General features: G+C 66.7%; 9 protein-coding genes. 5 read left to right on the plus strand and 4 right to left on the minus strand.

From position 1 onward, the window contains the following. Positions 1-34: 34 nt before the first annotated feature. Both QFZ41_RS01455 and QFZ41_RS01460 read right to left on the minus strand, forming a co-directional pair. Positions 35-2,323: a hybrid sensor histidine kinase/response regulator gene (locus QFZ41_RS01455; protein ID WP_429197125.1), complete on the minus strand. Its 2,289-nt coding sequence runs from the start codon at positions 2,321-2,323 to the stop codon at positions 35-37. Continuing rightward, positions 2,320-2,970 carry a response regulator gene (locus QFZ41_RS01460; protein WP_429197126.1) on the minus strand — a complete coding sequence of 217 codons (651 nt, stop codon included), beginning with the start codon at positions 2,968-2,970 and terminating at the stop codon, positions 2,320-2,322. Before QFZ41_RS01460 ends, QFZ41_RS01455 begins: the two co-directional genes overlap by 4 nt. A 326-nt stretch (positions 2,971-3,296) precedes the next feature. Here QFZ41_RS01460 and tviB point away from each other — a divergent pair, with 326 nt between their 5' ends. The 4 genes from tviB to QFZ41_RS01480 all read left to right on the plus strand — a co-directional run bounded on the left by tviB (position 3,297) and on the right by QFZ41_RS01480 (position 8,819). Then, positions 3,297-4,565, plus strand: a complete 1,269-nt coding sequence (tviB, locus tag QFZ41_RS01465; RefSeq protein ID WP_429200161.1) for a Vi polysaccharide biosynthesis UDP-N-acetylglucosamine C-6 dehydrogenase TviB — start codon at positions 3,297-3,299, stop codon at positions 4,563-4,565. A gap of 16 nt (positions 4,566-4,581) precedes the next feature. Then, positions 4,582-5,592, plus strand: a complete 1,011-nt coding sequence (locus QFZ41_RS01470; RefSeq protein ID WP_429197127.1) for an NAD-dependent epimerase — start codon at positions 4,582-4,584, stop codon at positions 5,590-5,592. Between the two features lie 30 nt (positions 5,593-5,622). After that, positions 5,623-7,266, plus strand: a complete 1,644-nt coding sequence (locus QFZ41_RS01475) for a GMC oxidoreductase (RefSeq protein WP_429197128.1) — start codon at positions 5,623-5,625, stop codon at positions 7,264-7,266. A 152-nt stretch (positions 7,267-7,418) separates the two neighbouring features. Beyond that, positions 7,419-8,819 (plus strand): TIGR03013 family XrtA/PEP-CTERM system glycosyltransferase, encoded by a 1,401-nt coding sequence (locus tag QFZ41_RS01480; protein ID WP_429197129.1) that lies wholly within the window; start codon positions 7,419-7,421, stop codon positions 8,817-8,819. Positions 8,820-8,848: 29 nt separating this feature from the next. Here QFZ41_RS01480 and QFZ41_RS01485 read toward each other — a convergent pair whose 3' ends face one another. Further along, entirely contained in the window at positions 8,849-9,520 is a 672-nt protein-coding gene (locus QFZ41_RS01485) for a J domain-containing protein (protein ID WP_429197130.1), read from the minus strand. A 110-nt stretch (positions 9,521-9,630) separates the two neighbouring features. Here QFZ41_RS01485 and QFZ41_RS01490 point away from each other — a divergent pair, with 110 nt between their 5' ends. Then, positions 9,631-10,350: a hypothetical protein gene (locus QFZ41_RS01490; protein WP_429197131.1), complete on the plus strand. Its 720-nt coding sequence runs from the start codon at positions 9,631-9,633 to the stop codon at positions 10,348-10,350. A gap of 311 nt (positions 10,351-10,661) precedes the next feature. Here the strand turns inward: QFZ41_RS01490 and QFZ41_RS01495 are convergent, their stop codons facing one another. Next, a complete protein-coding gene (locus QFZ41_RS01495) occupies positions 10,662-13,163 on the minus strand; it encodes an autotransporter outer membrane beta-barrel domain-containing protein (RefSeq protein ID WP_429197132.1) in 2,502 nt (833 codons plus the stop codon). Positions 13,164-13,242 lie beyond the last annotated feature (79 nt).

A 13,242-nucleotide genomic window follows, 5' to 3' on the forward strand; every position in this document is an offset into this window, starting at 1 on the left:
ACATGGGGCGCCGTGACGGGAATTGAAAGGAACGCTACAGACGATCCACAATTTCTTGCAGCAGGCCGTCGATATCGCCCCGCGGCATGGGACGCGCCTGGAGCAGCGTCTCCACGCGCTCCACGTCTTCCACCAGTTGCAGCGCGCCGCACACCAGGGCGGCGCCTTTCAGCCTGTGCGCGACGTGCAAGGCGGCGTCGGGGTCGGCGTCTCCCAACGCCCGGCGGATCGCATCGATATCCCGCAGGCTCTCGTCATGGAACGTCCGTTCGACCAGCGTCGTGCCGGGAGCGCCGGCGAGGGCGTCCTTCAGGCCGTCGAGGGACAAGGGCTTGCCGAGCACCGTGTCGATGCCGCTTTCCTCGCAGCGGCGGATATGGGCCGCCCCGTCGTTGGCGGAGATGGCGATGAACCGCGTGCGCGGCGCACCCGCGGACACCTCGCGCGCCCGCAGTTCGGCGGCGATGTCGTACCCCTGCATGTCCGGTAGTTCGCAATCCAGCAGCACGCCGGCGAAATGGCCGGGAACGAAAGCGTCGATCGCGGCCTGGCCATGATCCACGGCGTGGGTCTCGTAGCCGAGGAATTTCAGCTGTGCCGCGATGATTTGCCGGTTGGCCGGGTGGTCCTCCACCAGCAGGACCGTGCCGCTCACGGCCGGGCCGGCCTCGTCCGCCGGCGGCTTGGGCCCGTCCGCCGGGGGCACCACGGGCACGCGGCTCGTGGGCAGTTCGATGCGAACCGCCGTGCCCACGCTCACGTCGCTGCTGAGTTCGAGGCGCCCACCGAGGTGGCGCACGATCTCCGCGCAGATGCCCAGTCCCAGTCCACTGCCGCCCATGCGCTTGGAGTGCGCGCCGTGCGCCTGCGAGAACGGCCTGAAGAGCTGGCGCTGCCGTTCGGGTGGTACGCCGATGCCGGTGTCGAAAACCTCCACGACGAGGTGCCGTACGTCGTCCACCGCCTCGCCGGCGGCTTGCCACATGGCGATCCCGACATGCCCGCGCTCGGTGAATTTCACGGCGTTGGACAACAGGTTTTCCATCAACTGGCGCAAGCGGGTCTCGTCGAGCAACAACCAGGGCAGCGGCCCCATGGGCAGGTCGAGGCGCACCGCCAGCCCTTTCTGTTCAATCGCGCTCCGTTGGCCTTCGATCACCTGACGGGCGACGGCGACCGCGTCGCAGGCCGCCAGGTCGGCGGTGAAACCGACGCTCTCGGAACGGCTGTAGTCGAGTGCGCTCTTGAGAAGATTCTGAAGATTCCGGCTGCTCGACTGGGCAATGGCCATCAGGTCACGCTGCGGACCTTCCAGCGAAGTGCGCGAGAGCAGGTCGACCGACGCGGCCACCGCGTTCACCGCGTTGCGCACCTCGTGGCTCATCACCGCGAGAAGCATCGTCTTCTGCCGCTCGCCACGGCGCGATGCCAGCTGCGCGCGGCGCATTTGCCACACGGCGAAGAACAGCACCAGCACGAGCGCCAGGCCCAGTCCAATCTCGATGCGATAGGCCGACGCCACCTGAGCCAGCGTGGGAGCGCGAAGATAAGCGGTCTCCAGCCAACGTTCGATCACCGCCTGGTTCTCGCCGGGGCTCACGCCATGCAGGCTGTCGTCCAGGATAGCGAGCAGCTCGGGGGCATCCTTGCGTACCGCCACACGGATGGTCACCGGCATTTCGGCGACATTCCCGGCGATGCGCAGGCTCAACGCGTAGTCGCGCCGTACGATGGGGTGATAGGCCACGTCCACGCCGACGGCGGCGTCCGCGATCCCCGTCTCCACCGCGGCGAGCACCTGATGGACATCGGCCAGGGGGAGGCGCGTGATCCCCGGATGTTCCCGCCGCAACCAGGATTCGTACACGCCGCCGCCCTTGAAGGCGATGGTGCGTCCCTCCAGCGCGTGCAGGTCCAGCGCCGCCGGACCCACGGTGCGGCTGATGATGACGGTACGGCCGACGTAGAACGGCGTCGAGATCAGTGCACGGTCGCCTACGTCGGCCATCAGCAGACGGTCGCTGAGCGAGGGCAACATGTCGACGCGATGGTCGAGGAAGGCCCGGACCGACTCCTCCCAGGAACGGGTGCGCACGGTCACGACACGCAATCCGGTATGCCGCGCCACCAGTTCCAGATACTGGCTGACCAGGGGATTGGACTGCCCCTTGCTGATCTCCGATCCTTGCTGCGGATCGATCGCTATCCGCAGCACGGGATGTTCGGCGATCCAGCGCTTGCGCGCCGCGGCGTCGGGCACGTCGCCCGCCATGGTGAAGGACAGCGCGAACAGCGAAAGGATGAGCGCTACCGCGCGCCTCACGTCGAGCCACCACCGAGCGCGAGGATATAGTCGCGCAACAGATACAGTTCGTTGTCGGAGGTGACCTGCAACTTACGGAACGCGGCCGACTTCTGGGTGCTGATGGTCTTCAGGCTGCGCCCCGAGCGCGCGGCGATCTGGCCCACGGTGAGGCCCTCGAGCAATTGCCGGATCACTTCCCACTCGCGTGGGGAAAGGGCCACCATGTCGGATGATTCGAGCATGTCCTGGTCCCGCGGCGGCAGGTACTCCCTGCCCGTCATCACGGCGTCGATCGCGCGGATCACCTCGTCCGGGTCTTGGCTCTTGGCGACGAACCCATCGGCGCCGGCCTGGCGCAGGCTGTGGATCACCAGCCCCCGGTCGTGCGCGGAAACCACGAGGATCTTCATCCGTGGGTACCCCGCCCGCAAGAGCTTGATCAGGGCGATACCGTCGATATCGTCCAGCGCCAGCGAATAGTCGATCAGGGCGACGTCGACCGGCATGCTGGCAAGCATCGCGCGGAAGGTGCGGCTGCTGGCGTGGCTGCCGACGACGACGATCGAAGGAGATTTCTCAAGGTGCGCGATCAGTCCTTTCAGGACGAGCGCATGGTCGTCCAGCAAGGCCACGCGCACAGAGCCAAAGTAGGATCGCGCGGACATGAGTGGACCTGAAAGCCATTATGTAGTCGTACGCCCACATCGGTGGGCGATGCGGACGAACCATATCTCGGCGGGAACGCCTTGTAAATGTCGTGCGTTGCCGATATCGGCCATTCGACCACCTCCGTAAGCCATACAGGCAAGTCGGGCGGGCATTGCTACGCTTTCGTCGCCTCCGCCAGAGGGGGTTTCCGACGTCATCGAAGGGGTAGGACTCAGGCATGGACACAACAAGCCTCAGAGGCGCCACCGGCCCTGCCGACGTGGCCGAACCGGTGGTGAACGGGCGCCCGTGGGCCACCGACGGCAGCCCCGTTCCACGGCCGCTGGACACGGTGCGGGTCGGTATCGTGGGGCTCGGCTACGTGGGCCTTCCGCTCGCCGTGGAGTTCGGCAAGCGTTATGCGACGCTGGGTTTCGACATCCGCTGCGAGCGCATCGATGAACTCCGCGCAGGCCACGACGCCACCCTGGAAGTCGACGCCCGGGAACTCGGTGCGGCCGACCGCCTCCGTTTCTCTTCCCGGCTGGACGACCTGGCGGATTGCGACGTGTATATCGTCACCGTCCCCACCCCGATCGACGACGCGCGCCGCCCGGACCTCACGCCCCTGGTCCGCGCGAGCGAAACCCTGGGCAAAATTCTCAAGCGCGGCGACATCGTCGTCTACGAATCCACCGTCTACCCCGGATGTACCGAAGAGGTATGCGTGCCGATCCTCGAGCGCGTCTCGGGGCTGGTCTTCAACGAAGACTTCTTCGCGGGATACAGCCCGGAACGCATCAATCCGGGTGACAAGACCCACAGGGTGACCGGCATTCTCAAAGTCACCTCGGGTTCGACGCCGGCGGCCGCCGATTTCGTCGACGCGCTCTATCGCTCGATCATCACCGCCGGAACGCACCGCGCCAGTTCGATGAAAGTGGCCGAAGCGGCCAAGGTGATCGAAAACACCCAGCGCGATCTCAACATCGCCCTGGTCAACGACCTCGCCATCCTGTTCAACAAGCTTGGCATCGACACACTGGAAGTACTCGAGGCCGCAGGGACGAAGTGGAATTTCCTGCCGTTCCGGCCCGGTCTGGTCGGCGGCCATTGCATCAGCGTCGATCCGTACTATCTCACGCACAAGGCCCAGCAGGTGGGGCACCATCCGGACGTGATCCTGGCCGGTCGCCGCACGAACGATGGCATGGGATCCTATATCGCCGGCGAACTGGTACGGCTGATGGTGCGCAAGGGCATCAATCCCGTGTCCGCCCGCGTGCTGGTGCTGGGCCTCGCTTTCAAGGAGAACTGCCCGGACCTGCGCAACACCCGCGTCGTCGACATCCTGGGGGCATTGAACGGCTACGGCGTCGCCGCCGATGTCCACGATCCCTGGGTTCGCGCCAGCGAGGCCATGCATGAATACGGCATCGAGCCGGTCGTTCAGCCGGCGCATGGGAGCTATGACGCCGTGGTCGTCGCCGTGGGCCATCGTGAGTTCGTGGCCCTCGGCGCGGAAGGCATCCGCGCTTTCGGGAAACCGCTGTCCGTGATCTACGACGTGAAATACGTACTGCCGCGCGACGCCGTGGACGGAAGGCTCTGACCATGCGGGCGCCCGTATGAAAATACTGGTCACGGGCACCGCCGGTTTCATCGGATACCACGTCGCGACCCGCCTGCTGGAGCGCGGCGACGAGGTGATCGGGTTGGATAACCTGTCCGATTACTATGACGTAGGCCTGAAGAAGGCCCGTCTGGCGCACTTCGAAAAACTTCCCGGCTACACCCACGTGCACGCCGACCTCGCCGATCGCGACGCGATCGAGGCGGTGTTCGCCGCGCACAAGCCACGACGGGTGATCAATCTCGCCGCCCAGGCCGGCGTGCGGTACGCCGCGACGAACCCGCACGTGTACGTATCGAGCAACGTGACCGGCTTCCTGCACGTGCTGGAAGGCTGCCGCAGGCACGGCGTGGAGCATCTCGTCTTCGCCTCGACCAGCTCGGTCTACGGTGCGAACACGCGCATGCCGTTCTCGGAACACCAGCCGACCGAACACCCGTTGACGCTGTATGCGGCCAGCAAGAAGGCGAACGAGCAGATGGCGCACAGCTACGCGCATCTGTACGGACTGCCCTGTACCGGCCTGCGCTTCTTCACCGTCTATGGCCCGTGGGGCCGTCCCGACATGGCCTTATTCCTGTTCACCCGTGCGATCCTCGCCGGCGAGCCGGTACGCGTTTTCAACCACGGCAGGCACAAGCGAAGCTTCACCTATGTCGACGACATCGCCGAGGGCGTCCTGCGCACCCTCGACCGGGTGCCCGCCGCGGATGCGCACTGGTCAGGCGACCGTCCCGACCCGGGCACGAGCGGTGTCGCGCCCTATCGCATCTTCAACATCGGCAACGAGAAGCCGGTGGAGTTGCTGCGTTACATCGAAGTGCTGGAGAAATGCCTGGGACGCACGGCACGGCTGGAGATGCTGCCGCTTCAACCGGGCGATGTGCCCGACACCGAAGCGAACGTCTCCGCCCTCGTCCAGGCCACCGGCTACGCGCCGAAGGTCGACGTGGCCGAGGGCGTGGCGCGCTTCGTCGCCTGGTATCGAGAATTTTACGGTGCGTAGGATGCGCTCGATAAGAACAGGAGACGCATCTTGATCATCGATTATCTCGATGGGGCGGCGCCTGCCGACCTCCAGGCCGACCTGTGCATCGTCGGCGCCGGTCCCGCCGGCATCGCCATCGCCCGCGCCTTCGCCGGAAGTTCCATCACCGTCTGCCTGATCGAAGGGGGCGGCCTGTCCGGCGAGGATCGCAGCCAGTCGCTGTATGACGGAGAGTCGACCGGCGATCTCCCCTTCGACGCGGGCACCTCGCGCATGCGCGCCTTCGGTGGCAGCTGCACGCTATGGGGGGGTGGCTGCATACCATTCTCGGATGACGATCTGGAGCCGCGCGACTGGGTACCCGACAGCGGCTGGCCCTTGAGGTTCGCCGACCTCGCTCCCTGGTACGAACGCGCCCGGGAGTTCTGCCGTATCGATGCCGCCCATGGCTTCGGCCCCGGTGCCTTCGACGGGCCGCCCCCGCGCCGCCCACTCGACCTCGATGCCGGGGAACTGGTGAATTTCATCTTCGCCCGAAGCCCCATCACGTTCGGCGAAGCCTACCGCGACGAGTTGCAGCAGGCACCCAACATCACCGTGCTGCTGCACGCGAACGTGATGGAGCTGGAGTCCGATGCCGACGCCAAGGTGGTCACCGGCGCACGCATCGGCACCATCGATGGCCGTCGCGGCCGCGTGCGTGCGCGACACTACGTGCTGGCCGCGGGCGGGATCGAAAATGCGCGGATCCTGCTTCTTTCCGACAGCGTCGCATCGTCCGGCCTCGGCAACGGCCACGATCTGGTGGGCCGTTATTTCATGGACCATCCCCGGGGCACGATCGGCACGATCCGCGCCGACGAACCCGACCGCGTCACCCGCCCCTACGAGCGCAGCATCGGCAAGGTACGCGCACCGCTCTCGCCGGAAATCGGCCTTTCCATGGAAGCGCAGCGACGGCACCGCACTCTCAACGCCCGTGTGCATCCCTTTCCCGTCGAAGGCCACGTACCGCAGGGAATTCGCGCCCTGCGTGACCTGCGCGCGTCCTTGCGTCCACCGCCGCGGACGGAAGCGACCCTGCTCGAGGCACGGCTGTGCGCCGCCCTTCAGAACGGGCCCGGCGGCGATGTGGCCACCATGCACTCCGGCCTCGCCATCAATGCCATCCGCCTTGGCCTGAATATCGGCGATGTGGTCCGCGCGGTAGCGCAAAAGGTCGCGGACCGGCCGACCGTGCGCAGCGACCGGGTCGAACTGGTCGGCTTCTTCGAGCAGGCGCCGCATCGCGACAGCCGCGTCACGCTGGGGACGGATACCGACGGATTGGGCTTGCGCCGCGTACGCGTGGATTGGCGCCTCGACGACCTCGACCGGCACACCTGGCGCACCATGACCCGCATCGCCGGCGACGGCCTCGCCGCGGCCTGCGATGGACGCTTCGATCCCGCCCCATGGACGCTCGGCGAAGGCCCGCCCGCGCTTCGCGGTACCGCGCATCACATGGGCACGACGCGCATGGCCGACGATGCGGCACATGGCGTGGTCGACCCGCAGGGCAAGGTGCATGGCATGGACAACCTGCACATCGCCGGCAGTTCGGTGTTTCCCACCGGTGGCTGGGCGTTCCCGACCTTCACCATCGTCGCACTGAGCCTGCGCCTCGCCGAACAGTTGCGCGACCTGCTGTAACGGTTTCGATACACCTCGCGTTACACGGATGCATCGGGCGGCCATTCGGCCTAGCCGTGTTCCGGCCGGAAGTGCAATCGACACCGGCGCGGCCGCTCCATAGCCTTGGCGTACCGGCACGCAAGCCCTGCGTGCATCGAGGGGAACATCCGATGATCCGCCTGTTCAGACAGCCGATCGTGCGCTGGCTCACCTTGCTTGGGACGTGCGAACTCTTGTTGCTCGCCGCCTCGCTCAACGTGGCCGTCTGGATCCGCTTCGCACCGTCACCCGAGGATCTCGCGGCTTCCACGCATTCGTTGACGGCACGCGCGGTGATGTTCGCCGCCGTCATCTTCCTGTGCATGGCGGCGCTCGGTGAATACCGGGCCACGTTGCGGATGAGCTGGCGCGGGCAACTCGCCCGGCACGCCATCGCTTTCGTCCTCGGCGGCCTCGCCCTCGTCGTGGGCTACTACGTGATTCCGCAGGCCTACGTCGGCCGTGGCGTGCTCGGCATGGCCCTGGTGATCGGCTTCCTGTCGACCGCCGGCTTCCGCGCGGTGTTCATGCGCCTGGTGGAGATGGAATCGCTCAAGCGCCGCGTGCTCGTGCTGGGCGCCGGGCAGCGCGCCGCCCAGATACACAACCGCATGCGGCGGCGCTCGGATCGTCGAGGCTTCTGCCTGTTGGGCTATGTGCGTGGGGCCAACGAGAGCATCGCGATTCCCGAGTTCCTCCTGATCGAACCCGCGGGTTCGCTGGCGGAGCTGGCCCGGCGGGAAAAACTCCACGAGATCGTGGTGGGCGTCGACGATCGCCGCGGCAGCCTGCCCATGGACGACCTGCTGGCCTGTCGCCAGCTGGGCGTACAGATCACCGACCTGACGACCTTCGTCGAGCGCGAGGCGGGCCGCGTGCAACTGACCATGCTGGACCCTTCGTGGCTGGTGTTCTCCGGTGGTTTCAACGCGACGCCGCTGGCCTTGTTCGCCAAGCGCGGTTTCGACCTCGCCGCGTCGCTCCTTATCGCACTGCTCTGCTGGCCGATCATGCTGGGCGTCGCGCTGGCCATCCGCATCGAATCCGGCCGTGGGCAACCCATCTTCTATCGGCAGGAGCGCGTCGGCGAGCACGGCCGCACGTTCTGGCTGTACAAGTTCCGCAGCATGCGGACGGACGCAGAGATGGACGGTGTCGCGCGATGGGCCTCCAGCAACGACGATCGCGTGACCCGCGTCGGGCGCGTCTGCCGCAAGCTGCGTTTCGACGAGCTGCCGCAGTTGTGGAACGTGATCCGCGGCGACATGAGTATCGTCGGGCCGCGCCCCGAACGGCCGCAGTTCGTCTCCGACCTGCAAGGCAAGATCCGCTATTACAGCCTTCGCCACAGCATCAAGCCGGGCCTGGCCGGCTGGGCGCAACTGAGCTACCCGTATGGTGCGTCGGAAGAGGACGCCGCGGAAAAACTGAAGTACGACCTGTTCTACGTGAAGAATCACAACCTGTTCCTCGACGTGGTGATCCTGATCGAGACGGTGGAGGTCGTGCTGTTCGGGCGCGGCGCGCGATGAATCCGTGCCGCGACGGCGCGCGCGGAGGCCTAGGGCCTCGGACGCGGCGAATCCGTGCGAAGACGGCGCAACGGCGAGCTGTACCAGTCGACGACCACGCCCTGCTCGAAGCGTATCCAGGACGGGCCGTATTCCCAACGATCGTCGGCCCGGCGCGTGGGCTCCCCTTCGATGCCGATCACCTCGTCCGGCATCATGCCGAGGCTGAGCGCCGACAACACGGCCGGTGTCGCCGCGGGCGTGACGGCCACCGGCTCCTGCCCCGCTTCCGCGTCCGGTCCCTCGCCGGCAGGCCACATCGACCACGTCACGGCGCCCATGCCCATGAGTGCGAGCGCCACCCACCAGCGCGTCGCGAGCACACGTTGCGCGACGCGTGGTGGCGTGGCGGCGGGCGCCGTGCCCTCGTGCGGGGGCAGCGGTGTGTCCGCACCGGCATGCGCCGTGTCGGCGACGCGTGCCACACGCGGCGCGCCGGGCAGCCGCCCGTGACGCCGATGGAATTCCATCGCCGCCCCGTACTGTGCCGTCAGCCTTTGCAAACGCGCCGCGGCCAGCTGGTCGGCGCGGGAACCAGGCCGGCGATCGGGGTGCCACAGGGACACATGCCGACGATAAGCTTGCTTGAAGTCCTCCAGCGAGCAGCCGGGGTCCAGACGCAACTTCGCGTACAGGTCGAGAAAATCGGTTTCGTCCGCCACGGTGAAGCCCCCTTGAGCGGCGCGCGTGACGTATCGTCAGGCATGCGGTCCGCAGCGTGAGCGTCGCTCACGGCCCTCGTGCTGACAAGTACAACCTTTGGAGATCGGACATGCGTCGTCTTCGTGCCGCCGCGGCCGCCGCGGCCCTGCTTTCGATCGCGCCGCAGGTGGCGGCCGGCGATCCACCGTCCTCGCTGGGAGCACATGTGTTCCTCGGCCAGGGCGAAGGCCTTGGCGTCAGCCCGGCCATCACGCCAGCGGTGGACACACAACCCAGGGGAAGCGTGTTCGTCGTCTTCAACGCGGGCTACGCGAACAACGACGCGATGCCGCGCGACACCTACGGCAATCGCTGGAAACCGCTGGGCCATACGACGACCTATGCGGATTATGGCGATCGTTTCGACGTCAAGGGTTACATCGCGCTGGAAGGCAAAGGTGGCCCCGGCCACAGCGTATCCATCGTCAAGCGTGGCGAGCCCCGCGGTGAACTCTCCCTGCCCTTCGTCGAGGTGCGCAATGCGAGCCGCGTACAGGCGATCGCGCAGTCCTACGCGGAACCGTCGCTGGTGGTCGCTAGCGGCGACATCGAGGTCGACGGTCCTGCCACGCTGCTCGCGTTCTGGTGGGGCGATGGTGGCGTCAAGCGCATGAGCGCGGTGCCCGGCGATGGTTTCCAGCTGATCGACGCCTTCGTCGAGCTGCCCGACGAGAGCGGCGTGCAGGGTGCCGTCGCCTGGCGGCAGGTCACGTCCGCAGGCACCTACCGCGTGCATTGGACCGCCGCGCCCGTGCAGGGCGCGGCGCTCTGGATCATCGCCATCCGCTAGCGCGCTGTCCGGATCCGGACAGCGCGTCTACCCAGGGGACCGCGCGAAGCCCATCACGGCGAGGGGTGCGTACGATAACGGACACTCCACCGGAAAACGCCACGCGAAGCTGTCCGGAAATGGACGTCGGCGCCTACAACCACAGGACTATTTTCCTCGCTGGTACAAGTAGATAGCTTGACTCCCCGACACCACGAGGCCGCGGCGGGACGAGCAGGACGCCACGGACGATGCAGGGAGCGACGTTGCGCATGGATGCGCCAGGAAGCGAGGGAGGAGGACCTCGCCCGCGGCCCCGCGGTGTCGACCCATCAGAACGTGACGCGGATACCCACGTTGCCAGCCCAGCCACGCATGCCATAGCTGCCGACGAAGTGCTGGTACGTGCCTTCGCCGTACACCTGCACATGCGCACCCAACTGGCTCGTCATACCCGCCGCCACGCGATAAGCGTTACCCACGCGGCCAGAGCCGAAGCGCTCAGCGATATCCCAGTCTTCGTTGGACACCTTGGCGTTCGGATCACCGTTGCTCGTATGCGTGAGGTCGAGACTGGCATATGGCATGAAAAGGGGATTGGCCGTTCTCGCGATGCGTCCCCCCAGGCGCGCGCTGGTCTGCCTCGCCGTACCGAGCTTCACCGCCAGGCCATCGCCATCGACGAAATCGCGAAAGTTCAACGACTGGTGCTTGAGCTGGAAGCGCGGTTCGAGGGTCCACTCGTGGCCGAGGGCGAAAGGCATCCCCACTTCCACCGACATGGTCCACGCATTCGCCCGTATGCGCCCGACGTCCGCGCCACGCAGGTCGGTTCCCACGTCGCCGCGGAACCGGGTCGAACCGATCACGCCATCGACCCAGAGTCCATTCCCTTGTTGCCACGTGATCCAGCCGGACATTCCATTGGCCCGGTATTTGGCGGAGCTGGCGCCGTCGGCGGCCTTGGGCGTGACACGCGTCGTACCGTGGTCGGCGGCCCAGCCCGCACGCAGCGTGCCGTTGTCGCCATCCAGCGCGATCAGGCCACCACCCAACTGCAGCGCGTTGACCTGCTGGTCGAAGTCGTAGCCGTATCGCTGGAACGACAGGTTCGACGTGTAGCGCAACTGGCCGCCGAGATACCTGGCGAACACCTCGCCACCCACCGGATCGTTCGACGAGCCGGAACGGATGTCGCCGAGCCGTTGATGGAGGCCGTCACGCATCATGTCGCCATAGGTGAGCAACGCGGCGGGAGCGGACAGGTACGACGGCAACTGTGGCACCACGGCCACGCGGCCTGGATCCACCGGATCCACGGGCGGGTCGATCGGGGGATCGACCGGCGGATCGACCGGCGGAACCTCCGGGTCGACCGGATCGCAATCGGACTCGCATACGTAGAGGTTGCCCAGGCGATAGTCCCAGTTGAGCGCGCCGGTGGCCAAGGCGTTCTGGGCCGGATCGGTGGCACCCGGCCCGAAGGCATGCAAGGTGTACTGCCAGGGCCCGGCCGCGACGTAACCGCCACGCAGCGCGAACGCATCGGCGCGCGAACTGCCGGCGACCTGCACGAGTGAGATGCCTTCGCCCGCGTCGACCACGCCATTGTGGTTGCCGTCCGTCAGTGCGCCATCGCGCGTCGGTATCACCACGAGTTCCGTAGGGCCCGTCGTGGTCACGTTACCTTCGATAAGCAGCCTGTCCGTGGCCTGGTTGGCCAGGGCGCCGCCCTCGTTCATCACGCTGTTGAACGTGATGACGCCGCCGGCTCCGGAAAGATCGCCGTGCACCGTCGTCGTATGGTGGCTACCGTCCGTCGTCGCCTGGAAGGTGAGCGCGCCTGCGTCGAGGGCGAGCGAGGAGACGTTCGAATCTCCCGTGACGTTCCATGCCGATCCGTTACCGATGCTTGCCACGATGGATCCATTCATCGCACCGTCGAGCGTCGAGGCATTGGCCAGGCCGATCCGCGCCGACGATCCGGCGGCGACCCTGACGTCGCCGCCGACGTGGCTGTCGTCGACCAGGATGTCCGCCGAGGTTCGCGCCGCCATGTCGATGGCGATGCCGTTTCCGCCGACGATCTCGCTGCCGTTCCGTACTTCGATGGTGACATCGGTCACGGGAGCGGATTGCGTGGTGGGCGTATCGATGAGGATGCCGCTGCCCGAGACGCCCGTGACCTGCGAGCCATCGAGGACGACGTGGCGGGCGGTGGGCAAGATGGTCTCGCCACGGTCGTCGCGACCGATGCGCATCCCGTGCAACTGGCCGCTCACGGTCGTTCCACCATCGAGGAGGACGTTCGCGTTGAACACGTTCATGCCGAGGCCGGCCGGACCGGTTCCACTTATGCTGCTACCGGTAGCCGTGAACTGGGCGCCGCCGGACAGATGCACACCGGTAGTGGCGCCGACGATGCTGCTGCCGGTCACATTCACCGTCGTCACCAGGCCCGCGTCCACACCACCGGCCATGTTGTTTACCCGCAACCCGAAGCCACCCGTGCTTACGATACTGGCGCCATTGGAGATGGTGGCCGTGGAACCGTTCGACAGGAGCAGGCCCGTGCCCGTCGTGCTCACCGCGCCGGCGTCGATGCTCACCGACGACGAACTGCCCGATGTGATGCTATCGGCGGTCGCGCCGGGATTCAGAGTGAGACTGGCATGTTGCGAAAGAAGCCAGGATTCTTTGGGATCGCCGGCGAGTACGGTATGCGGCATACCGACGAGCGTGCCGGCTACCGACGGAAAAGCCGGGCTCAGCAATGCCGCGCCGATGGCGAAAGAGAGCCGTGCGCGCTGCGCGTGGTTCGGGGAGGTTTGCATGGTGAGTTTCCCTGGAGGACGTGGACGAGTCGCCAGGGCATGCACGCGCCAGCATCGTCGCGGCGAAAGCGACAACGTG

It is taken from the genome of Luteibacter sp. W1I16, assembly GCF_050434905.1.
Lineage (GTDB): Bacteria > Pseudomonadota > Gammaproteobacteria > Xanthomonadales > Rhodanobacteraceae > Luteibacter.